Raw genomic sequence first — 22,418 nt, 5'->3', positions numbered from 1 at the left:
TCAGCTCCACTCCAATCCGAATACATTATGAAAAAAACCATTATTCTTGCCGTTCCCTACATGTACGGACTGGATCAATGTATCGAAAAAAATCTGCGTTTTCTTGGTTTTGATGTCATCAACCTGTGCTATGACGACCGAGATTCCTATTACCCGAACCTGGGCAGCAGACTCAAAAACCTCTACCACAAACACATCACCAAAGACGGCAACTATAAAAAATACCTCAAATACAGCCGCTACCTCGACGACATTCAGCAAAAATTGGCCTCGCTAAACGGTAAAAAAGCCGATTATGCGCTCTGTATCCGCGCCAATATTTACCCCAAAGAAATCATCGCCACCATCCGCGAATACAGCAATGTTTGCGTGAATTATCAATGGGATGGCGTAGGGCGCTTCCCAGACATTATTGAATATTTGGATTATTTTGACCAATGCTGGGTTTTCGATCCCGACGATATTCAAAAATATCCACAATGCTGTTTCAAAGCCACCACCAATTTTTACTTTGACTTTCCCGTGGCGGAATATGCGCCTACCAACAAACTCTACTTTTTGGGCGGCTATGAACTCCGACGCGAAGAGCAAACCAAACGTTTTATCCAAGAAACCGAACGACTCAATTTACCCTTGGATTTCCATATCTACTGCAAAGATGACAGGGCCGAAAAAGCCTTCGGACACAACGGCATCCGCTATCTCGACCGCAGCAGCATCCTTAGCTTTGAAGAAAACCTCAGCCAAGTGCAAAGTTGCGGCGCAGTCGTCGATTTTGCACAATTCGAACATTACGGCTTATCATTCCGTATCTTTGATGCGTTGCGTTTCGATAAAAAACTGATTACCACCAACAAACATATCTTAGAGACCGACCTATACCACCCAGACCGTGTGTTCGTATGGGACGGCGGTAATTTAGACGCATTGCCTGAATTCTTGGCGCGCCCATATCAGCAACCTGACCCTGAAATCAAAGCCTATTATTCGTTTACACAATGGCTAAACCGCCTGCTCGGCATTAATTAACCTTATTGTCTACGGCAGATAACCCTGCCTGACAAAATATTATATTGAATACATTATGAGTAAGAAAAAAGTCATTCTCGCCATGCCGGAACTCTTCAAAATCCACGAACTCATTATTGAGAACTTGGAGAAATGCGGATTTGAAGTGCTGTCCCTGACCTATGAAGAAAAAGAGTTCAAATACAAAAATGTATTTCAACGGCTGAAAAAAATCTGGTATCGAAATATTCTTGGACAAAAAGACTTCAAAAAACGGACCATGTTCCGCGCCGTAGAAGAACGCCTCAATACCCTGTTAAGCGAACATCCCGAACAAGCGGATTATTGCTTCATGATTTGGCTGGGCGCCTATCCAAAAGATTTTATCGCCAAGCTCAGAGCGCATTCCAAATTAATGGTGTACTACAACTGGGAAGCCCTGACCTTCTTAAAAGAAGACTTCGACAACATCGAATTTTTCGACAAGTTTTACTTTTTCGATCCGTTTGACCAGGGCAAACATCCCGAATATACCAAAAAACTCTTTCCAACCACCAGCTTCTACTTTGACTGCTTCAGGCCGTCTGAAAACCCGCAAAACAAAATCTTGTTTATCGGCTCGTACGCTGCCGACCGCAACAACGACATCCGCGCATTTTGCGAAGCTGCACGTTCAATCAGTTTAGAAATAGATTTCCGCTTGGCCAGCAAGAAAATCGAAGAAGAAAAAGCGGCTTTGGGCATTCCCGAAGTCGAGTTTTTCTCCTTTGAAAACGCCCTCTCCTATCGTCAAAACTTAGAAGAAGCGGCCAAATCCTCCGTATTGGTGGATTTCCTCAACCGCAAGCACTACGGCCTCTCTCTGCGGATTTTCGAAGCGATTGGTTTGGACAAAAAACTGATTACGACCAATCCGACCATCGTACATTACGATTTTTATCACCCGAACAATATGTTCTACTGGAATGGAAGCAACCTTGACGAACTCAAAGCCTTCCTGACCTTGCCGTATGTACCGCTTGCTCCGGGCTTAAAGCACAAATACAGCTTCAGCAACTGGATCAGTTGCGCCTTTAACATCGAACCCAACATCCCTATTACCCTACCCCAAGCGGACCCGTCCATTTTGGAGAAACAGCATGTTTGAAAAAGAAAAACTACTAACTGCCGTCCTGCCAGTCAGACAAAGGCCGCCTGAAAAAAACACACGGCACATCGTCTATGCAGCCGATCAAAATTACATCCGACATATCGGCACATCCATGCTTTCCGTATTGGAAAACAACCACTTCCCCATCCACTTCCACCTACTGGTCAGTGGATTGGAAAGCTACGACTTCAGCATTTTCAACCATCTCGAAACCATCAATCCCAACTATGCCGTAACGGTTTACCACCTCAACACCGAATACTTTACCACCCTGCAAACCAACAGCTATTTCACCATAGCCATGTACTACCGCATGTGCATCCCTGCCATACTTGGCGGCATCAGCGATACTGCTCTTTATCTCGACACCGACGTATTATGCTTGGGCGACATCTCCGAACTCTTTACCATAGACCTTACAGGCCAACTCGTCGCTGCAGCTCCCGATACCATGTTCCGCGCTTATATCTGCAAGCTAAATCCTGTCGGCTTCAACGACACCGCCCCCTACTTCAATTCCGGCGTATTACTGTTCAACATCCAAAACTGGAACGATTCACAAACAGACAATATATTACAAAACAAAATAGAAGCCGTGGAAAACGCCAACATCCGCCTATCATGCCCCGACCAAGACATCCTCAACCTTACTTGTATCAATAAAATCCGCTGGCTTCCCGATACATACAACTGGATACATTGGCAAAAAAAAGCTTATGAATTAAACAAAAACCCAAATGCAATCAAACTCGTACACTTTACCGGCCACGTCAAACCATGGCACGTCTTAGGTTTCCATCCCGTTTACGACCGCTACTATCAAAAGTCGCCTTGGAACGAAGGATATATTCATCAACCGTTAAACACATGGCTGCCCTTTCCTAAGCCTTACCAAGCCTTCAAACAAGCCGCCAAAAGACTTTCAAAGCAAGGGGATAAAAAACAAGCCTGGGCATATTACAAAGAATACCTGCTCAGAAAACTCAATCCAAACAGATTCAAAGCACCAGATTTTTAACTGTCAAATAGAAAGTTCAGACGGCCTACTTAAGAAAATTAGATTAAAAAACCTATTCGTGGTATAAGGCCGTCTGAAACCATTTTTCCAATCGCAATTAAGGAAACAACATGAGTACACAAGATTTAAGCGGCAAAATCGCTTTGGTAACCGGCGCATCGCGCGGTATTGGTGCGGCGATTGCCGATACTTTGGCTGCGGCCGGTGCAAAAGTTATCGGTACAGCCACCAGTGAGAGCGGCGCGGCTGCAATTAGCGAGCGTTTGGCGCAATGGGGCGGCGAAGGCCGTGCATTGAATTCTGCCGAACCTGAAACCATCGAAAACCTGATTGCCGACATTGAGAAAGAATTCGGCAAACTGGATATTTTGGTCAACAACGCCGGCATTACCCGCGACAACCTCCTGATGCGCATGAAAGAGGAAGAATGGGACGACATCATGCAGGTCAACCTCAAATCCGTCTTCCGCGCCTCCAAAGCCGTATTGCGCGGCATGATGAAACAGCGTGCAGGCCGCATCATCAACATCACATCCGTTGTCGGCGTGATGGGCAATGCCGGCCAAACCAACTATGCAGCCGCAAAAGCAGGCTTGATCGGTTTTTCCAAATCCATGGCGCGCGAAGTCGGCAGCCGCGGCATTACCGTCAACTGCGTCGCCCCAGGCTTTATCGACACCGATATGACCCGCGCGCTGCCTGAAGAAACCCGCAAAACCTTCGAAGCGCAAACTTCACTGGGCAAATTCGGTGAAGCGCAAGATATTGCCGATGCAGTCTTGTTCTTGGCTTCTGATCAGGCAAAATACATTACCGGTCAGACACTTCATGTCAACGGCGGCATGTTGATGCCTTAAACCGTTTGTTTATTTAAAGGCCGTCTGAATATTTCAGACGGCCCTTTTTGTCAATCAAAACACTATTTTACATTCTATCTTGATATAATCTTAATAATCCGTTAGATAACGCTCGAAACAGTAAATCCAAATAAGCATGATACGGGAAATCAAATCGCAGGAATAAATTGCGTTCTGTGCGTTTTTATTTGGGTTTGCTGTCGGTTTTCGACGTGTTTCAGACGGCCTCTATATAACAATATTTACTTTTAATGAAAGGCCGCCCACTCTATGCACGAATTTTCCCTTGCTCCCATTGTCATTGTTCTGTTGGTTGCCGTTATTACGGTTATCTGCTGCCGCAAATTCAACATTCCTTCCATGCTCGGTTATCTTTTGGTCGGTTTTATTGCCGGTCCGGGTATGTTCAGACTAATTCCGCAAAGCCACGCTACCGACTATTTGGGCGAAATCGGCATTGTGTTCTTGATGTTCAGCATCGGCCTCGAATTCTCCCTGCCTAAACTCAAAGCCATGCGCCGCCTCGTATTCGGTTTGGGTGGTTTGCAAGTCATCGTTACCATGCTCTCGATTATGGGCATTTTGATGGCGATGGGTACGCCGTTTAACTGGGCGTTTGCCACCGCCGGCGCACTGACCATGTCGTCCACCGCCATCGTCAGCCGCATTTTGTCGGAGAAAACCGAACTGGGTCAGCCGCATGGTCAAATGGCCATGGGTGTTTTGCTGATGCAGGATATTGCCGTTGTACCGCTGATGATTCTGATTCCGGCGCTTGCCGGCGGCAGCGAAGGCAACTTGTGGGTAGAGCTGGGCTTGGCCGGTTTGAAAATGTTGCTGACCTTGGGCATTTTGTTCGTTATCGGCAGCCGTGTGATGTCGCGCTGGTTCAGACTGGTTGCCAAACGCAAATCGTCCGAACTCTTCATGATCAACGTTTTGCTGGTTACTTTGGGCGTAGCCTATCTGACAGAGCTTGAAGGCCTTTCTATGGCATTGGGCGCATTCGTCGCCGGTATGCTGCTTTCCGAAACCGAATACCGTATTCAGGTGGAAGACGACATCCGCCCATTCCGCGACATCCTGCTCGGCTTCTTCTTCATCACCGTCGGCATGAAGCTGGATATTCAGGCGCTGATCGGCAATTGGCAGCAAATTCTGATTTTGTTGGTCATCCTGTTAGTCTTGAAAGCACTGGTCGTTTTCGTCATCGCTTTGCGCATGAAAAACCCTGTGGGCGACAGCCTCAAGAGTGCGCTTTATTTAGCGCAAGGCGGCGAGTTCGGCTTTGTGATGCTGGCCATTTCCAGCAAAATCAATATGGTTTCGCCCGAATTGGAACAAGCAGCCACTGCAGCCGTATTGCTCTCCATGATTGCCGCACCATTTATCTTGGGCAGCAGCGATGCCATCGTCAGCCGCTTCGTCAAATCCGACTGGGACATGAAAGCCTTGGACTTGCATTCCATGCTGGTGGAAACCATGAGCAAATCCGAACACGTCCTGATTATCGGTTTCGGGCGCGGCGGTCAATCGGTTGCCCGCGTATTGGCTCAAGAAGGCATCCCCTACTTTGCCCTTGACTTGGACATTGCCCGCGTACAAGTAGCACGCAACGCAGGCGAACCGGTTTCCTTTGGCGATGCCAAACGCCGTGAAGTCTTGGAAGCCGCCGGATTGGGACGCGCAAAAATGGTGGTCATCACGCTGAACAATATGCATGAAACCCAACATGTTCTCGGCAACATCATGTCCATGCATCCGAGCATGCCGGTTTATGTTCGCGCCACCAATGACGATTACGTCAAAACCTTCACCGAAATGGGAGCGGAAGAAGCCGTTTCCGACACCAAAGAAACCAGCCTGGTGCTGGCAAGCTATGCCATGTTGGGCCACGGCCTCTCCTACAACCACGTTTATCAAACCATAACCCATATCCGTCACAGCCGCTATGCATCGTTGCAAGACTTGTTTATCGGCAGCGACGATGACAGCTTCTCAGACGAAGACAGCAAGGCCGTCTGCCGTCACGCCTTCCCGTTGCACGGCGAGGCACACGCCATCGGCAAAACCATCCGCGAATTGCCCTTGTCCGCCCATCATCTGAAGCTATTGTTTATCCGCCGCAAGACCGGAAAAATCCAAGAACTTGATCCTGATTTTGTTTTGGAAAACGGCGATATTTTGATTGTCGCAGGCAAGCAGGAAGAAATTATTTCCTTTGAAAACTGGTGCTTGCAGGGAGATATCTAATAATCGGCAAATAAATCTTGCGCGCATCAGGATTTTTTGGTTTAATAGCGTCTTCGCAATTTTGCGCACGGGTGATTAGCTCAGTTGGTAGAGCGTCTGCCTTACAAGCAGAATGTCGGCGGTTCGACTCCGTCATCACCCACCAAGTTTCCTTTTCATTGTCTTTGACAGTGGATGCGCGGTGGTAGCTCAGTTGGTTAGAGTACCGGCCTGTCACGCCGGGGGTCGCGGGTTCGAGCCCCGTCCGCCGCGCCATTATTTAAAAATACTGATTTTTCAGTATCTCCCTTTTACGGGTGATTAGCTCAGTTGGTAGAGCGTCTGCCTTACAAGCAGAATGTCGGCGGTTCGACTCCGTCATCACCCACCAAGTTTCCTTTTCATTGTCTTTGACAGTGGATGCGCGGTGGTAGCTCAGTTGGTTAGAGTACCGGCCTGTCACGCCGGGGGTCGCGGGTTCGAGCCCCGTCCGCCGCGCCATCAAGTTAAAAATAAAAAATACCGGTTTTTACCGGTATTTTTTTCGTCTGTACCTTATGCCTTTTCGTAAAAAGTCTGATTATTTAGACAAGAGAAGCCGGAAAAACTTAAAACATACGTCTTCAATACCAAAGATAAAACCATCCATCTCAAGCTGATTCACACCAAACGTTTATTCATCCAATTCCTGAATCATCTTTTAAAATAGACATAAATACTTGCCTCCTCTTCTTACACAAAGGCCGTCTGAAACGTCAATACATTTTCAGACAGCCTTTTTTAGCTTATCAAGCCTGATACCTCATCACGCAGGAGGCTTTAGCATCAATCCAATGTTCTCCACCGGGCTGAACGATTTTAGACACCAGCTTATCCAAATCACGTAGATAATCGGTTGACTTCGGGCTATTGATAATGACGACAATCACTAACGGTTTTTCGCCCAACCAATACCCAGCCAGTGCGCGGACATCTTTGAGCGTACCGGTTTTGAGGCGCAGGTTTTCACCGGGCTGCTTCAAGCGTGTTTTAAGCGTACCGTCTTTACCAGCAATCGGCAGCGTACTGATAAACTCGTTTTTAAACGGGCTGAAATAGGCTTTTTCCAACATTTGCGCCATCATTCGCGCATTGAGCCGTTCTACGCGGGACAGGCCTGAGCCGTTTTCCAACACCAGCCCTTCCGTATTGATACCGGCAACCGCCAACTCGCTTTTTACGATAGAGGCAGCCTTGGCCTGAGCCTGCTTGTAATCAGATATATGTCCGGCAAATTTAAGGAAAACCGAACGGGCAATCAGATTATTGGAATGCTTGTTCATATCGGTGAGGATATCGGCAAGCGGTTTGGATAGATGGCTCGCCAACACATGAGCGTCATGAGGCGCAACACCTGTCGTCAGGCCGTCTGAAACCGTGCCGTCTTGTTGACGCCATTGGTTCACAAAACTTTTGCCGACAAATTCTTTCATGCTGTACATATTCAGATACAGCTCTTTGCCCAAACAACTTTCCGGCAGCTTGCCCGATACGGTCAGCGTATTGTTTTTATAGGAAGTCTTCATGTGATTTTTTAAAACGCTGCACTTCCCTTCTTTATTCTCAAGCGTCAATTTGTTTTGAATGTTCAGATTCGGCAGCGGCGGATTGGTACGGATGACCAAGCTTCCGTCTTCTTCTTTTTCGGCACTAAGTTCAACAGTTTTATACGCCAACATATTGGGGTCGGGCGGCGTCATAAAGCTTTCGGCAGAATCGGAAGCAAAATCATCCGGATTCTTCACATTGCCCCACAGACTGCGGTCAAGTATCAGATGTCCGTCAATATGGCGTATGCCCTTATCACGCATCTGTTGCTGCATTTGCACCAGATCATGTTGGTCAAACACAGGATCGCCGCTCCCCACCCAATACACATTGCCTTTCAATGTATCGCCTTTGATTGTGCCGTTAGTTTTAAACTCCGTTTTCCAACGATAATCGCCGCCCAACATACGAAATGCGGTAAACGCCGTTACCAGCTTCATGGTTGAAGCAGGATTGCGCAATTCATCGGCACGGTGCTCGGCAATCACTTTGCCGCTGTCCAATTCCTGCACATAAACGGAAATTTCATTTTCAGGAATACGCCCGAAATCCAAAGCCCATGACGGGCAAACCGCCATCATCAGGCCGATTGACAAAATACTTTTCAATTTCATTACGTTACAAAATCTTATAAATTCTTACGAGGTACTCAGGCCGTCTGAACGTTTCAGACGGCCTTTTATTTATTTCTGATGCGCTTTCAAACGCAAAGCAAACATGACGACCACAACACCGACAACCAAAGCGCAACCCATCGCCAAATGGATACCATCCAGCATTGCCTGTTGCGGCATATCTGCACTGGAAAGTTTCTCTCCGATATTGGTTGCACCGACAAAAAACGCCGCGCCGATGGCACCGGCAATCGGATTGATGGTGGTCAGAATCGCCGCACCGTGCGGATTAAGCGTTTTCGGCAATGAATTCAGACCATGGGTTTCACCGGTTACGCAGGCAGACACGGATACCGCCAACAGCGTAAACATCGCTGTCAGCATCATCACTTGCGTGTCAATCCGTAAAAACAGCCACAATACCGCCAACGACACCACCAGCATCACTGTTGCAGGCAAGACGACAAAACGTCCGCCCTTTTTGTCCAACAATTTACCGAACAACGGCGCGACAACCGCTTGGGCAATACTGGCAGGCATCAGAATCAGGCCGGTTGCCGTACCGGTCAGCATCAGCACTTGCTGCGTGTACATCGGCACCATCAGCTCCAAGCCCAAGAACAGGAATACCGCACCGGCCAAAATCACAACGCAATATCTGAACTGTTTGTATTCAAACGCACGAAGGTTCAACAACGGCGTCGCCAAACGGAACTGACGGTGCGCAAACCAACCCACCAATACAATGGAAGCGGCAAAGAGCAGGATGAATTCCACCAGCGGCAGATGGGCGAAATTACTGCTCGCATACACCAGCCCTCCGAAACCAGCGACCGACAAAACAGCCGACAACACATCAATCTTCGGACGGCTGATGTTGCTCAAATTGACCGTCAAATATTTGCCCACCAACAGCATCGCCGCCAACATAAACGGCGCGGTAAAACCGAACAGCACGCGCCAATGCGTGTGGTCGATGATGATGCCCGACAGCGTCGGCCCCATCGCGGGCGCGGCGGTGAACATCATGGTAATCACGCCCATCGCCGTTCCGCGCTTGTTGGGCGGGTAAATCGACAAAATGCCGTTAAACAGGAGCGGGACGAAAAACGCGGCAGACACCGCCTGCACCATCCGCCCCACAACCAAAATTCCGAAAGTCGGCGCAAACGCGCAAATCATCGAACCGGCCAAAAACGTTGCCTGCGTAAACAGCACCATTTTGCGTGTTTCAAACCATTGAATCACGCCCGCCGTAATCGGCGTAAACGCGCCCATGACCAGCAAAAAGCCCGTCGTCAGCCATTGAACCGTGGTCTTATCGACCCCGAAATCCTTCATAATCGGCGTAAGCGCGACATTCAGCAGGGTATCGTTGAGATAGCCGAAAAATGCGCCGATAAACAGCGTCGCCACAATGGTTTTAGCAGGAAAATCAGGATTATCGGCGTGGTATTCGTGCGCCGTATCATTTTCTTGAAAATCAGAAGCGTGCATAATAATTTGAAATATCAGCGAAACTGTTATTTTAGCATAAACCGTTTTGACAGGCCGTCTGAAACCTTGACCGCATCCATAGACAACACTAAAATCTAGAATAGTTTTCATTTTTATTATCAAACAGGAGAAAAACATGTCAAAAAAAGTCAGCATCTTGGTCGGCAGCCTGCGTAAAGGCTCGTTCGCACGAAAAGTCGCACAAAACGTCATTTCCATGTTCCCCGAAGGCTACGAAGCGCAAATCGTCGAAATCGGCCATTTGCCTTTGTATAACTTCGACTACGACGATCCTGCCGTTACCGACTTCCCCACTCCGCCCAGCTATACCGAGTTCCGCGAAACCATCAAAGCCTCTGCCGGCGTATTGTTCGTCACTTCCGAAAACAACCGTACCGTCCCTGCCTGCCTGAAAAACGCCATCGACATCGGCTCCAAACCCAATGCCGATGTTGCCTGGAAAAAAACACCGGCCGGCATCATCAGCCATTCCGTCGGCAAAATGGGCGGTTATAGCGCACAAAAAAATCTGCGCCTTGCCCTTTCGTATTTCGATATGCCGCTGACCGGCCAGCCGGAAGTATTCCTCGGCAACTCGCCCACCCTGTTTGACGACAACGGCCGACTCATCGAATCTGCGCGTGAATTTGTCCAAGGCTATATCGACCAACTGGTTGCCTTGATTGAGAAAAACCCTAAATAATCGGGATTGAAGCATACAGGCCGTCTGAAAACCGAATTTCAGACGGCCTCATCGTTTGCAAAAATCAGTTTTTCAACCCTTCCTAAATTTTTACTAATTGAGTGCGGTTATAATCACTATCCACCCATCCTCCGGAGAACTTCCATGCGCGTATTATTGGTTGAAGACGATGCCATGATTGCCCAAGCCGTCAGCGCCAATCTGAAAGACGCCGGCTACGCCGTCGATTGGGTCAGCCGCGGTTCGGAAGTAGCCGCAGCAGTGGCGGCACAAGCATACGATTTGCTGCTCTTGGATTTGGGTTTGCCTGGCAAAGACGGTTTGGACGTATTGGCGCAAATCCGCAACGGCGGCTGTACCGTTCCCGTCTTAATCGTAACCGCGCGCGACGATTTGCACAGCCGCCTCAACGGCCTGGACGGCGGCGCAGACGACTACATCGTCAAACCCTTTGACATGGCGGAACTGCAAGCCCGTATGCGCGCCGTATTGCGCCGACACGGCGGACAGGCGCAAACTCTGCTGACCAACGGCATCATCACGCTCAACCCTTCCACCCATCAGGCGGAAGTAGTCGGGCAGGAACAGGCCATTATGCTCAGTAACAAAGAGTTTGCCGTCCTCCAAGCCCTGCTGCTGCGTCCGGGCATGATTCTGTCGCGCAGCGATTTGGAAGACAAAATTTACGGCTGGGGCGAAGAAGTCGAAAGCAACGCCGTTGACTTCCTGATTCACACATTACGCAAAAAACTCGGCAAAGAAGCGATTCAAAACGTCCGCGGGGTCGGCTGGCTGGTTGCACAAAACAACCAGGCCGTCTGAAAAACCACAACAATATCAACACACAAACCATGCAACGCCTTATCCACACCATCAAACAATCCCTGCAAGTCCGGATCAGCCTCGCCCTGATCTGTATGCTCCTACCCCTCTCCATTCTTGCAGGCATATTTTCATATTACGATACTTATCACGAGACCCAAGAGGTTCAAGACGACCTGTTGCGCCAAGTCGCGAACTATCTCGACCCAAGCGATGCCGATGACGAGAAACACTCACTCGACAACGACAACAAGATTTCCGTTCAATTTCCCAATACGCCCAACCCCATTGTCAGCCTGCCTGAGAAGATTTCAGACGGACTGCACACCATTCAGGCCGATGACGACGACGATTACTACCGCGTTTACACCCGCACCACCAAACAAGGCCGCATTGCCGTCATGCAGGAAAGCGACTACCGCGAAGAGCTGGCCGAAATGGCCGCCGTGCAGAGCATCCTCCCCATGCTCCTCGCCCTGCCCCTGATTATCCTGCTCACCGTCTGGATTACCCACCGCACCATGCGTTCCGTCAAAACCCTGTCCAACGATTTGGAACAGCGCCAAATCAACGACCTCTCGCCGATGGACACGCAAAACATTCCCAGCGAAATCCAAGGCTTTGTCGTCGCCATCAACAACCTGTTGCAGCGTACCGACGAAAACGTCCGCCAACAGCAACGCTTTATCGCCGATGCCGCACACGAATTGCGCAGCCCCATGACCGCCCTTTCCCTTCAGGCAGAGCGGCTCAACAATATGCAGCTGTCCGCCGAAGCGCGCGAGCAGTCCGCCCTGTTGCAACAAAGCATACAGCGCAACCGCCACCTGCTCGAGCAACTCCTTTCCCTCGCACGCGCCCAAGCGCCCGAAATCCAACGCCCCAAAACCCTGATCAGCCTGCAAAACCAGTTCCGCCGCGTCTTGCAGGAACTCATGCCGCTGGCGCTGGCCAAAGGTCAAGACATCGGCGTCGCCGTCGAAAACGACTGCCAAATCCACGCCGATGACACCGAAATCTACACCCTCATCAAAACCTTTACCGACAACGCCATCCGCTATACTCCCAAAGGCGGCCGCATCGATTTGGGCTTTGCCGAAACCGCCGAATACCTCAACATCTGGGTGGAAGACAACGGCCCCGGCATTCCCCCAAGCGAACGCCAACGCGTTATCGACCCTTTCTACCGTATTCTCGGCACCGAACAACAGGGCACCGGACTTGGCCTGTCCATTGCAGACACCATTGTCAAACGCCATCAAGGCCGTCTGAAACTGGCCGACAGCCGACGCTTTGACAGCGGCTTGCTGATTATTGCCGAGTTGGATAAAAAGACGCTTTAAATGATTACCCCGCCCAAATTGGTTTATCTAGCTTTAATCTGATAAATGAAAACGTTTTAAAACCAAAGGCCGTCTGAAAATGACTTTCAGACGGCCTTTTTATCTTTTAAAGCAAACCTACTTCATTCCTCACAAATACGGCTGCAAGGTTTGACGGAGGATTTCCATATCGGTAATTTCAGTGATATTGGCTTTGCCCAAGTATTCCAAGCCGACAAAACGCATGATGCCACTGCTGACTTTTTTATCGTGGCTCATGTGTTCAATCCATTTTTCAAAGGAGAAAACAGGCGGCGCAGACGGGAGGGAAGCGGCTTTCATTAAAGCGGCAATGCGTTCGGTGTCGGCTTGTCGGGTTTTGCCCAAGATTTGTGACAAACGGGAAGCAAGGACGCAACCGGCGGCAACGGCTTCACCATGCAGCCATACGCCGTAGCCCATTTCGGCTTCGATGGCATGGCCGAAAGTGTGGCCGAGATTAAGCCATGCGCGGATGCCCTGCTCGGTTTCGTCTTGGGCAACAATATCGGCCTTCATTTTGCAGCAATGGTAAACGGCTTCCGCCATTTTTTCTTGATGTTGCGCCATCAGGTCGGCCATATTTTCTTCCAACCAGGCAAAAAATTCGGCATCCCCCAATGCGCCGTATTTGATGACTTCGGCCATGCCTGCGGAAAGTTCGCGTTGCGGCAGCGTTTGCAAGGCAATCAAATCGGCCAAAACGGCTTGCGGCTGGTAGAACGCGCCAATCATGTTTTTGCCGAGCGGATGGTTGATGGCAGTTTTACCGCCGACCGAGGAATCAACCTGGCTGAGCAATGTGGTCGGCACTTGGATAAAAGGTGCGCCACGCTGATAAGTCGCCGCGGCAAAACCGACCATATCGCCTATCACGCCGCCGCCCAAAGCGATTAAAGTGGTTTTGCGCTCGGCACGGTTTTGCATCAGGTCATCATAAATCAGGTTGAGCGTCTGCCAGTTTTTATATTCTTCGCCGTCGGGAAGGATAATGCTGAAATGCGGCACACCCAGTCTGTCTAAGGCCGTCTGAAGCTGCTTGAGATAAAGCGGCGCAACGGTTTCGTTGGTAATGATGGCCGCTTTTTTGCCTAAATAGGGCTGAAGCAGCGTATCGGCCTGCTCGATCAGTTTATGCCCGATAAAGATGGGGTATTGATGGGACGGGGTTTGGACAGTCAGGGTGCGCATGGTGTTCCTTTGTAAAGCGTGTTATTCGCTCAATATTTCAATCAGCCGTTTGAGCGTTTTGTGGCAGCTGTCGGATTCGATGACGAAATGGGCGGTTTGACGGTACAGCGTATCGCGCTGGTCATACAGCTCTTGCAGTTTGGCCAAAGGGTCGGCAACTTGCAACAGCGGCCGGTTGCTGTCGTAACGGGTACGCTCCAGCAAGGTTTCAGGGCTGGCATGCAGATAAACAACCGTACCGTTTTGGCGCAGAATCTGTCTGTTTTCACTACGCAACACGGAGCCGCCACCGGTCGATAAAACGATGTTGCGCCGGGAAGCGAGCTTCTTCAGCATATTGGTTTCGCGGTTGCGGAAGCCTTCTTCCCCTTCCATCTCAAAAATGGTCGGAATGGATACGCCCGATGAAGTGCAGATTTCGTAGTCGCTGTCGTAAAACGGGCATTCAAACATTTGGGCAAGCTGCTTGCCCAAAGTGGTTTTGCCCGCGCCCATCAGCCCGATTAAAATTAAATTGCCGTTGATTTTTTCCATGAGGGTCATTTTATACGATATGGCGGTTTCTTGGAAAAGTTCGTGGTTTTTCAGACGGCCTGAAACGAAAGGCCGTCTGAAAACGAAAACAGGCATACCTTTGCAGATATGCCTGTTTGTCATTCTAAAATCAATAACGCAGATTGTTACCCACATTGTCCATAATGCGCGGCGTGATGAAAATCAACAGCTCACGGCGGTTTTCACGCTTGCCGCGTGATTTGAACAGATTGCCGACAACGGGAATATCGCCCAAAACGGGGACTTTGTTCACCGCATTGGTGCTTTCTTCCTCGTAAATACCGCCGACAATCAGCGTGCCGCCATCTTCAACCATGGCTTGGGTATTCAAGTGTTTGGTGTTGATACACTTGGTTGTCAGAGAATCCACGGTACAGTCGATCGGGGTATCGCGATTAATCTTCACAGTCATGATGATTTGACCGTCAGGCGTAATGTTCGGCGTTACGGTCAAGCCCAAAACGGCTTTCTTAAAGGTAATCGAAGTCGCACCGCTGGAAGAAGCCTCTTGGTAAGGAATTTCCGTACCGGATTCAATTTTGGCTTCTTTACGGTCTTGTGTCAGCACGCGCGGATTGGAAATGGTTTTGCTCTTACCTTGTTCTTCAGACGCGCTGATTTCCAAGCCCAATGCGCCGGACGAGAACGCACGCACCAGCGCAATGCTGTTGACTGCGGCTGCGGTCGGCAGACTGACATTCGGATCCAAAGTCCATGTGCGGTAGCCTACATCGCCACGGTTAAATGAGGCATTGGTATTGTAGTTGGTTTGTGCATTGCTCCAGTTGCTGCCCCATGCGTTACGGCCACTTGCACCACCGGAACCGAATTTAACGCCCAAGTTGCGGAAGAAGGTATCTTCTGCTTCCACAATACGCGCTTCCACCATCACTTGACGGGTTGGAACGTCCAATTCATCAATCAGTTTGCGGAATTTCTCAATCACGCCGCGGTTGTCGGTCACAATCAGTGTATTGGTGGCCGGATCGATTAAGGCGCTGCCTCGGTTGCTCAACAGAGTGTTGCGGGTGTTGGAATTATTGCTGTCGTATTCTTCTAAACGCAGAATTTTGCGGAACTCTTCCACGTTTTTGTATTTCAACTGGAAAGTTTGAGAATACAGCGGACCCAATTCGGCAATCTCTTTTTCAGCCTGCAAGAAGGCTTTGTCTTTTGCCAATAATTCATCGCGAGGTGCGATATTGATAATGTTGCCTTGACGGCGCAGATCCAAATTGCGCGCCTGCATAACCAAGTCTAAAGCCTGATCCCAAGGTACATCTTTCAGGGACAAAGTCATGGTGCCTTTGACGGTATCGCTGGCAACAATATTCACTCCGGATTCTTTTGCCAAAATCTGTAAGATGGTACGAACTTCTACATCTTGGAAATCCAAAGAAATTTTACGGCCTTTGAACGATTTGTTCGCATTGTGGTTCAAGCCGCCGGATTCGGTATTGGCGGCTTTAGGCGATACTTCAAATACAAAACGGCCGGAAGAAGCTTTGGTATTGATGTCCCAATTCGCATTATTGTTGCGGATAATGAGCTGGGTAGAATTGCCGATACGTTTGAGCGTAACGTTTTGTACAGGCGTATTGAAGTCAGCCACATCCAAACTGCGTTGCGCTTGTGTCGGCAGTGTATGGTTTTTCAAGGTAACAACGACGCGGTCGCGTTGCTGTTTGATGTCCGGCTGTCCGCTGAAACCCGGAGCAGACAGTTCAATAATGCCGGAATTGCGTGCGCCTTTGCGGAAATCGATATTGGCGGCCGAAACGGCTTGATAAGCCTGAGTAGCGCGCGCGGTAGACGGTGTAGCCGCACGTTCATTTACAACGGCCGCATTGGTTTGGTCAGTAGATTCGTTTACGAATACCCAAACTTCGTTGCCGCGAATCTCAGTATTGTATTGGCTGATTTTGTTCAAGCCCAAAACCACGCGTGCGCGGTCATTGTTTTGCGCCGCAGTAATTTGATGCAGCAATGGGTCGGCATATTCCAAAACAGGCTGAGGCAAACGGATATTGGTGTTGGCAAAATCCAATGCGATACGCGCCGGAGTAGATGTTACAAAACCATGAGGTGTAGTGACGTCTTTGTCGAAACGGATTTTGATGATTTTTTGGTTGTCAGGCAAAGTGGAAACGTTGATATCGGTAATATTGCCTGCAAAGGCCGTCTGAACAGCGAGGGCAACGCTGAAGCCGGCAAATAATTTTGTCATGTGCTTGGTTTTCATAATCGAGTGAGACCCCTAAATTAATTTGAATTCGAACTATCTGAGCTATTGGAAGAATCCGCCTCTTTACTGCTCAATGGCAATTCGGCCTTCCGGTACACCCAGTTGCCGTAGCTGTCTTCAACTTGCTCGGTCAAGATAATTTTGTCTTCGGTAATACTTTGGATTCTGCCGTAATTCTGACCGATGTAGTTTCCGGGATAAACGGTATAAACATGGTCGTTGACCTTGATAAATCCGGAAACCTTGCCGCCGCTTTGCAGCGTTCCGACAAAGGCCATATTTTCCAAACTAAAGGCTTCCAGTGTTTCTTTCGGACGGTTCACATCCGGCGCATTGCCGCCTTTAGGAGCAGTGTCCAAACGGCGTGAATCAAACGCATTCATGCCTTTAAAGTTCGGCGGGCTATACGGCTTAGGCAATATAACCGTCGGCTCTTCAAACGGAATAATCTTAGATTTTGCTTCCTGACGGGTTTGCGTCATCCATTGAGTCAAATCTTCATAGCTTTGCGTACAGGCTGCCAAGGGAAGAAGACTTAAGAGTAAGATGATTTTTTTCATGATTTCCCTATTCTTTTATTTTTGCTCATTCTCGGCAGGTTTGCCTTCTTCTTGTGCCTGTTGCGCAGCCAATTCGGCAGCAATCTCTTCGGCCGGACGGGCTTTGTAAGTCGTCGCAATCGCGCTCAGTGTCAACTCGCCTTTATTGCCTTTACCTTCTTTGTCCTCGCCTGCGTTCACGAGTTTTAAAGAATCTAAAGTAATAATGCGCGACAAATCGCCTACATCACGGGTAAATTGGCTGATCTGTGAGTATTTGCCTGTGATGGAAATCTGATACGGCAGTTTTTGAATCGGACCATCGTTTTCAGGTTGGAGCGGTGCAACGCTATCCAAACGCAATCCGTTGGTTGAGCCTGCCTGATGCAATTCTTGAATCAGGTTCGGAATTTCCGCATCGGTCGGCAATTGTTTCAACAAAACGTCGAATGCAGAACGGATCGAAGCCAATTCAGCCTTCAAATTGTTCAAGCTCGCCGCCTGAATGCTTTTACGCGTAAAGGTTTCCTTCAGCTCATCTTCTTTGGCTTCCTGCGTATTCAAGGTTTCAATCTGATCTTTAAAGACGCCGACATAGCCCAAAGCCAACATGCCGACAATCAATAAACCTGCCAGCAAAAGTTTTGAAGGCATATTGAGCAGATACAGGTTTTGTACGTCCAATTGTTTCAGGTTTTTAGATGCCATTATTGAGCCTCCGGAGCAGGTTCTGCCACAGGTTCGGCCATTTCACCGCTGCTTTGGGCAGTTGGTGCAGGAGCCGGCGTATTCACTTGGTTGATTGAAGATTTCAAAGTAAATTCTTGGTAATTATCTACTTTTTTAATGCTCAACAATTCAGGCTGCAAGAAAATACCTGTACTTGGCAGTGAGCGCATCATAACGGCGATTTTATTGTCGCTGATGGCATGGCCGCTGATTTTATAGCTGGTCGGGCTTTCTGCTTCCAACGCAGTCAAATAAGTATTATCGGGCGTAAGCGCATTCAAAGAATCAAGAATATAAGCCGCTTGATAGCGTTTTTCCTGCAACTCTTCAACTTTCAGCTTCTTGGCCAAGAAAGCTTCTTTTTCTTGCTGAAGTTTATCGATTTCGCCCAATTCTCTATCGAGTCTGTCGATTTCGGTTTGCAGGAAGTTGTTGCGCCCTTCTTGATTACTGATGGCGTTGTCAATACCGAGATAAGTTGCGGCCGCCAAGCCCAAACCCACGGCAAAAGCGCCAAGCATCAATACTTTGAATTGCTGCTGCTTGCGCTGTTTAATCTCTTCCCGATACGGAAGAAGGTTGATTCTGGTTAATTCGATCATGTCCTCAAAGTCCCCTTAATGCCAATCCGAACGCCAAAGTCAGTGACGGCGCATCAATTTGAAACTGCGGCAATTCTACTTTTGCACTGCGTTCCACATATGAAATCGGATGCAGATATTCTGTTGGCGTATTGGTTTGCGAGAAAATGCTTTCTGCCAAACCTGCCTGCTGCGCAGTAAAGCCGGTCAACAGAATGTGTTTGATATTATGAAAAGAATCAGTAGCTTGCGTGGTATAGTAAAATTGCAGAACACGCTGAACTTCTTGCGCAACCTGTACATTAAAACGGTCGGCAATCTGAGACTGGTAGTCGGAAGGCTTGTTTTGGGAAGCCATCATTTGTGCGGCTTTTTCTTCCGTTACCTGATAAGTACGCTGAATCAGCTGATTGAGCTGCTCTGTACTGACCGGCGTTTCCTGCTTGTAGAGAATACGGCCGTTTTGCAGAATCAAGGCATACATTTGAGTCGCATGAATGCCGAACACGGCAACTTTTTCCTCTGCCATTTCGGGAGCATGCGTATTCATCCAATAGACGAAGGCATTGCGTTGCGCCAGCGAGTCCAAATCCAAAGCCGACAAAGGCAGACCGGCATTTTCAAACATTTCAATGCGCGGCTCGACATCGTCTTTTTTGGCGGCAACAGCTAAAACATGCTGGCTTGAACCGACTTCTTCGGCTTGAAAGTCGTAGTTCATCTCTTCAATAGGGGCAAATTGGCCGACTTCCGCCTCGACAAACTCTTCTAAGTCCAAATCGGTATCACGCGGGTTGTAAATAATTTGCTCAACTGTCGCCAAATTTTGTGGCACAGCAGCAACAATATTTTTGCAAGAACTGCGTAATTGTGTGTAAGTATGCTGGATGTAGGTAGCAAGCTGATCGTAGTCTTGAATTTTGTTGCCTTTGACAATATTTTTAGGCAATTTGGTAATAACGTATTTTTCCAGCTGAATTTGGTTTAAACTACGGCCTGTCAGTTGTACCATCTTAATGGCATGTTGGCTGATATCGACGCCGATGGCAGAGCGGTTGTTCAATCCGCTAGAAGCCTTGCCTGTTTTCGTATCTTTCGTGCTTTTAAATAAGCGCATGATTTGACTTCCCTGTATCATTTAGGAGTGAGTAACTGTTTCGTTATCCGTAAAGGACTTCTTATTCTTTACACAGTATTGACTGTGGCTGATAGAAATCGTTTCCCATTTTACTTTATTTATCGCCATTAATGGCAAAATTATTACTTAGTCATGATTAAAAAGATTATAACGACCTGCCTGGGTCTCTTATTAGGACTGGCTCTTTTCGGTGTAGGTCTGATTGCAATTGCAATTTTGGTAACCTATCCAAAACTGCCGTCTTTGGACACTTTACAACACTACAAACCCAAAATGCCGCTGACGATTTATTCTTCAGACGGCCAAGTCATTGGCGTTTACGGCGAACAACGGCGTGAATTTACCAAAATCGGCGACTTCCCGAAAATTTTGAAAGACGCCGTGATTGCCGCCGAAGACAAACGCTTCTACGACCACTGGGGCGTGGACGTTTGGGGTGTGGCGCGTGCCGCGATCGGCAACGTCATGGCCGGCGGCGTTCAATCCGGTGCCAGTACGATTACGCAACAGGTTGCCAAAAACTTCTACCTGAGCAGCGAGCGTTCGTTCACCCGTAAGTTCAACGAAGCCCTGTTGGCCTACAAAATCGAGCAGTCTTTGAGCAAAGATAAGATTTTGGAGCTGTACTTCAACCAGATCTATTTGGGTCAACGCGCTTATGGTTTCGCATCTGCCGCCCAAATTTATTTCAACAAAAATGTTAATGAATTAACATTGGCCGAAGCCGCCATGTTGGCCGGCTTGCCTAAAGCACCTTCTGCCTACAACCCGATTGTGAACCCTGAGCGTGCCAAACTGCGTCAGACTTATATTCTGAACAATATGCTGGAAGAAGGCATGATTACCCTGCAGCAACGCGATCAGGCTTTGAAAGAAGAGTTGCATTACGAGCGTTTTGTACAAAACATCGATCAAAGCGCCCTGTACGTTGCCGAGATGGTACGTCAAGAGCTGTTTGAAAAATACGGTGAAGATGCCTACACTCAAGGCTTTAAGGTATATACCACAGTCGATACCGCACACCAACGCGTCGCTACCGAAGCCCTGCGTAAAGTTCTGCGCAACTTCGACCGAGGCAGTAGCTACCGCGGTGCAGAAAACTACATCGACCTGAGCAAAAGCGACAACGTAGAAGAAACCGTCAGCCAATATCTTTCTACGCTTTACACCGTCGATAAAATGATTCCAGCGGTTGTATTGGAAGCCTCACGCAAAGGTGTACAAATTCAGTTGCCGAGCGGTCGTAAAGTAACGCTGAACAGCCACTCTTTAGGCTTTGCCGCCCGTGCCGTCAACAACGAAAAAATGGGTGATGACCGCATCCGCCGCGGCTCCGTCATTCGCGTTAAAGGCAGCGGCGATACCTTTACCGTCGTTCAAGAGCCTTTGTTGCAAGGCGCATTGGTGTCTTTAGATGCGAAAACCGGTGCAGTCCGTGCATTGGTCGGCGGCTACGACTACCACAGCAAAACCTTCAACCGCGCAACTCAAGCCATGCGCCAACCCGGCTCTACGTTCAAACCGTTCGTTTATTCCGCCGCTTTGGCAAAAGGCATGACTGCTTCCACCATGATTAACGATGCGCCGATTTCCCTGCCGGGCAAAGGTGCAAACGGCAAAGTGTGGAACCCGAAAAATTCAGACGGCCGCTATTCCGGTTACATCACGCTGCGCCAGGCTTTGACCGCTTCGAAAAACATGGTGTCCATCCGCATCCTGATGTCTATCGGTATCGGTTACGCGCAACAATACATCCAACGCTTCGGCTTCAAGCCGTCTGAAATTCCTGCCAGCCTGTCTATGGCTTTGGGTACAGGCGAAACCACGCCGTTGCGTATTGCAGAAGGTTACAGTGTCTTTGCCAACGGCGGTTACAAAGTATCTGCCCACGTCATCGACAAAATCTACGACAGCCAAGGCCGTCTGAGAGCGCAAATGCAACCTTTGGTAGCCGGTGAAAACGCACCTCAAGCCATTGACCCGCGCAACGCCTACATCATGTACAAAATCATGCAGGACGTTGTCCGTGTCGGTACCGCGCGCGGTGCAGCCGCACTCGGCCGCGCCGACATCGCCGGTAAAACCGGTACCACCAACGACAACAAAGACGCATGGTTTGTCGGCTTCAACCCTAGCGTTGTGACTGCCGTCTATATCGGCTTTGACAAACCGCGCAGCATGGGTCGTGCAGGCTACGGAGGTACAATCGCCGTACCGGTATGGGTAGAATACATGCGCTTTGCCCTGAAAGGTACCAGCGTCAAACCGATGAAAGCCCCTGAGGGCGTGGTTTCGAACGGCGGCGAAGTGTATATGCGCGAACGCATGACCACCAGCTCCGACCTGGCCTTGGACAACAGCGGCGTTGCTCCGCATCCCGCTCAATCTGCCCGTCGCGCGGTTCCGAATGAAAACCGCCGCCGTGCCGAGAGCAACACTGCGCCAGCCCGTGAAGAATTAGACGAAACCCCAGTTCTGCCAAGCAATACCGGCAACAATAACAAACAACAACTGGACTCTCTGTTCTAACGTTCTAAAGCAAGGCCGTCTGAAACGTTCAGACGGCCTTTTTTGAGAAAACTCAAAGCAAA

General features: G+C 49.0%; 18 protein-coding genes and 4 tRNA genes. 13 read left to right on the top strand and 9 right to left on the bottom strand.

Annotated features, from left to right (window positions below):
• Positions 1-27: 27 nt before the first annotated feature.
• The 9 genes from HMPREF2551_RS00840 (at position 28) to HMPREF2551_RS00800 (ending at position 6,766) form a co-directional block, all read left to right on the top strand.
• Positions 28-1,029: a WaaS/CpsH family glycosyltransferase gene (locus tag HMPREF2551_RS00840; protein ID WP_070836795.1), complete on the top strand. Its 1,002-nt coding sequence runs from the start codon at positions 28-30 to the stop codon at positions 1,027-1,029.
• A gap of 55 nt (positions 1,030-1,084) precedes the next feature.
• Entirely contained in the window at positions 1,085-2,155 is a 1,071-nt protein-coding gene (locus HMPREF2551_RS00835; protein ID WP_070836794.1) for a WaaS/CpsH family glycosyltransferase, read from the top strand.
• Positions 2,148-3,176: a glycosyltransferase family 8 protein gene (locus tag HMPREF2551_RS00830; protein WP_070836793.1), complete on the top strand. Its 1,029-nt coding sequence runs from the start codon at positions 2,148-2,150 to the stop codon at positions 3,174-3,176. The genes HMPREF2551_RS00835 and HMPREF2551_RS00830 overlap by 8 nt, the downstream gene beginning before the upstream one ends.
• A gap of 110 nt (positions 3,177-3,286) precedes the next feature.
• Entirely contained in the window at positions 3,287-4,033 is a 747-nt protein-coding gene (gene fabG / locus HMPREF2551_RS00825) for a 3-oxoacyl-ACP reductase FabG (RefSeq protein ID WP_003684588.1), read from the top strand.
• A 270-nt stretch (positions 4,034-4,303) separates the two neighbouring features.
• On the top strand, positions 4,304-6,286 hold the full coding sequence (locus HMPREF2551_RS00820; RefSeq protein WP_070836792.1) for a monovalent cation:proton antiporter family protein: 1,983 nt from the start codon (positions 4,304-4,306) through the stop codon (positions 6,284-6,286).
• Positions 6,287-6,355: 69 nt separating this feature from the next.
• Positions 6,356-6,431 (top strand) — tRNA-Val (locus HMPREF2551_RS00815).
• A 33-nt stretch (positions 6,432-6,464) separates the two neighbouring features.
• Positions 6,465-6,541, top strand: a tRNA-Asp gene (locus tag HMPREF2551_RS00810).
• A gap of 39 nt (positions 6,542-6,580) precedes the next feature.
• A tRNA-Val gene (locus HMPREF2551_RS00805) sits at positions 6,581-6,656 on the top strand.
• Positions 6,657-6,689: 33 nt separating this feature from the next.
• A tRNA-Asp gene (locus HMPREF2551_RS00800) sits at positions 6,690-6,766 on the top strand.
• Between the two features lie 287 nt (positions 6,767-7,053).
• Here the strand turns inward: HMPREF2551_RS00800 and dacB are convergent.
• Both dacB and HMPREF2551_RS00790 read right to left on the bottom strand, forming a co-directional pair.
• The gene (gene dacB, locus HMPREF2551_RS00795; protein WP_070836791.1) at positions 7,054-8,466 is read right to left on the bottom strand and encodes a D-alanyl-D-alanine carboxypeptidase/D-alanyl-D-alanine endopeptidase; all 1,413 of its coding nucleotides are present in this window, start codon (positions 8,464-8,466) and stop codon (positions 7,054-7,056) included.
• Positions 8,467-8,535: 69 nt separating this feature from the next.
• On the bottom strand, positions 8,536-9,963 hold the full coding sequence (locus HMPREF2551_RS00790) for an MFS transporter (protein WP_070836790.1): 1,428 nt from the start codon (positions 9,961-9,963) through the stop codon (positions 8,536-8,538).
• A gap of 136 nt (positions 9,964-10,099) precedes the next feature.
• Here HMPREF2551_RS00790 and HMPREF2551_RS00785 point away from each other — a divergent pair, with 136 nt between their 5' ends.
• The 3 genes from HMPREF2551_RS00785 (at position 10,100) to HMPREF2551_RS00775 (ending at position 12,831) form a co-directional block, all read left to right on the top strand.
• Positions 10,100-10,666, top strand: coding sequence for an NADPH-dependent FMN reductase (locus tag HMPREF2551_RS00785; RefSeq protein ID WP_070836789.1), 567 nt, complete (start codon positions 10,100-10,102; stop codon positions 10,664-10,666).
• A gap of 144 nt (positions 10,667-10,810) precedes the next feature.
• Positions 10,811-11,488, top strand: coding sequence for a response regulator (locus HMPREF2551_RS00780; RefSeq protein WP_070836788.1), 678 nt, complete (start codon positions 10,811-10,813; stop codon positions 11,486-11,488).
• A gap of 29 nt (positions 11,489-11,517) precedes the next feature.
• On the top strand, positions 11,518-12,831 hold the full coding sequence (locus HMPREF2551_RS00775) for a sensor histidine kinase (RefSeq protein ID WP_070836787.1): 1,314 nt from the start codon (positions 11,518-11,520) through the stop codon (positions 12,829-12,831).
• Positions 12,832-12,960: 129 nt separating this feature from the next.
• Here the strand turns inward: HMPREF2551_RS00775 and aroB are convergent, their stop codons facing one another.
• From aroB to pilM, 7 genes are all read right to left on the bottom strand, one after another.
• Positions 12,961-14,040 carry a 3-dehydroquinate synthase gene (gene aroB / locus HMPREF2551_RS00770; protein WP_070836786.1) on the bottom strand — a complete coding sequence of 360 codons (1,080 nt, stop codon included), beginning with the start codon at positions 14,038-14,040 and terminating at the stop codon, positions 12,961-12,963.
• A 21-nt stretch (positions 14,041-14,061) separates the two neighbouring features.
• Positions 14,062-14,574, bottom strand: a complete 513-nt coding sequence (locus HMPREF2551_RS00765) for a shikimate kinase (protein WP_049322600.1) — start codon at positions 14,572-14,574, stop codon at positions 14,062-14,064.
• A 130-nt stretch (positions 14,575-14,704) separates the two neighbouring features.
• Complete coding sequence (gene pilQ, locus HMPREF2551_RS00760) at positions 14,705-16,837, bottom strand: type IV pilus secretin PilQ (protein ID WP_070836785.1); 2,133 nt, start codon at positions 16,835-16,837, stop codon at positions 14,705-14,707.
• A 20-nt stretch (positions 16,838-16,857) separates the two neighbouring features.
• Positions 16,858-17,400: a pilus assembly protein PilP gene (locus HMPREF2551_RS00755; protein ID WP_070836784.1), complete on the bottom strand. Its 543-nt coding sequence runs from the start codon at positions 17,398-17,400 to the stop codon at positions 16,858-16,860.
• A gap of 15 nt (positions 17,401-17,415) precedes the next feature.
• The gene (pilO, locus tag HMPREF2551_RS00750) at positions 17,416-18,087 is read right to left on the bottom strand and encodes a type IV pilus inner membrane component PilO (RefSeq protein WP_003748967.1); all 672 of its coding nucleotides are present in this window, start codon (positions 18,085-18,087) and stop codon (positions 17,416-17,418) included.
• Positions 18,087-18,710: a PilN domain-containing protein gene (locus HMPREF2551_RS00745; RefSeq protein WP_070836783.1), complete on the bottom strand. Its 624-nt coding sequence runs from the start codon at positions 18,708-18,710 to the stop codon at positions 18,087-18,089. Before HMPREF2551_RS00745 ends, pilO begins: the two co-directional genes overlap by 1 nt.
• Before the next feature lie 4 nt (positions 18,711-18,714).
• Positions 18,715-19,806 (bottom strand): type IV pilus biogenesis protein PilM, encoded by a 1,092-nt coding sequence (gene pilM / locus HMPREF2551_RS00740; protein WP_070836782.1) that lies wholly within the window; start codon positions 19,804-19,806, stop codon positions 18,715-18,717.
• 153 nt (positions 19,807-19,959) lie between these two features.
• On the opposite strand from pilM, the gene HMPREF2551_RS00735 reads away from it, so the two are divergent.
• The gene (locus tag HMPREF2551_RS00735) at positions 19,960-22,356 is read left to right on the top strand and encodes a penicillin-binding protein 1A (protein WP_070836781.1); all 2,397 of its coding nucleotides are present in this window, start codon (positions 19,960-19,962) and stop codon (positions 22,354-22,356) included.
• Positions 22,357-22,418: the final 62 nt, after the last annotated feature.

This window comes from Neisseria sp. HMSC066H01, assembly GCF_001837375.1.
GTDB lineage: Bacteria > Pseudomonadota > Gammaproteobacteria > Burkholderiales > Neisseriaceae > Neisseria.
Note: the sequence above shows the minus strand (reverse complement) of the source record. Positions and strands in the feature narration are given on the sequence as shown.

Coding starts and splice junctions, on each gene's coding strand:
- HMPREF2551_RS00840 (WP_070836795.1), top strand. CDS start 28: ATGAAAAAAACCATTATTCTTGCCGTTCCCTACATGTACGGACTGGAT.
- HMPREF2551_RS00835 (WP_070836794.1), top strand. CDS start 1,085: ATGAGTAAGAAAAAAGTCATTCTCGCCATGCCGGAACTCTTCAAAATC.
- HMPREF2551_RS00830 (WP_070836793.1), top strand. CDS start 2,148: ATGTTTGAAAAAGAAAAACTACTAACTGCCGTCCTGCCAGTCAGACAA.
- fabG (WP_003684588.1), top strand. CDS start 3,287: ATGAGTACACAAGATTTAAGCGGCAAAATCGCTTTGGTAACCGGCGCA.
- HMPREF2551_RS00820 (WP_070836792.1), top strand. CDS start 4,304: ATGCACGAATTTTCCCTTGCTCCCATTGTCATTGTTCTGTTGGTTGCC.
- dacB (WP_070836791.1), bottom strand. CDS start 8,466: ATGAAATTGAAAAGTATTTTGTCAATCGGCCTGATGATGGCGGTTTGC.
- HMPREF2551_RS00790 (WP_070836790.1), bottom strand. CDS start 9,963: ATGCACGCTTCTGATTTTCAAGAAAATGATACGGCGCACGAATACCAC.
- HMPREF2551_RS00785 (WP_070836789.1), top strand. CDS start 10,100: ATGTCAAAAAAAGTCAGCATCTTGGTCGGCAGCCTGCGTAAAGGCTCG.
- HMPREF2551_RS00780 (WP_070836788.1), top strand. CDS start 10,811: ATGCGCGTATTATTGGTTGAAGACGATGCCATGATTGCCCAAGCCGTC.
- HMPREF2551_RS00775 (WP_070836787.1), top strand. CDS start 11,518: ATGCAACGCCTTATCCACACCATCAAACAATCCCTGCAAGTCCGGATC.
- aroB (WP_070836786.1), bottom strand. CDS start 14,040: ATGCGCACCCTGACTGTCCAAACCCCGTCCCATCAATACCCCATCTTT.
- HMPREF2551_RS00765 (WP_049322600.1), bottom strand. CDS start 14,574: ATGGAAAAAATCAACGGCAATTTAATTTTAATCGGGCTGATGGGCGCG.
- pilQ (WP_070836785.1), bottom strand. CDS start 16,837: ATGAAAACCAAGCACATGACAAAATTATTTGCCGGCTTCAGCGTTGCC.
- HMPREF2551_RS00755 (WP_070836784.1), bottom strand. CDS start 17,400: ATGAAAAAAATCATCTTACTCTTAAGTCTTCTTCCCTTGGCAGCCTGT.
- pilO (WP_003748967.1), bottom strand. CDS start 18,087: ATGGCATCTAAAAACCTGAAACAATTGGACGTACAAAACCTGTATCTG.
- HMPREF2551_RS00745 (WP_070836783.1), bottom strand. CDS start 18,710: ATGATCGAATTAACCAGAATCAACCTTCTTCCGTATCGGGAAGAGATT.
- pilM (WP_070836782.1), bottom strand. CDS start 19,806: ATGCGCTTATTTAAAAGCACGAAAGATACGAAAACAGGCAAGGCTTCT.
- HMPREF2551_RS00735 (WP_070836781.1), top strand. CDS start 19,960: ATGATTAAAAAGATTATAACGACCTGCCTGGGTCTCTTATTAGGACTG.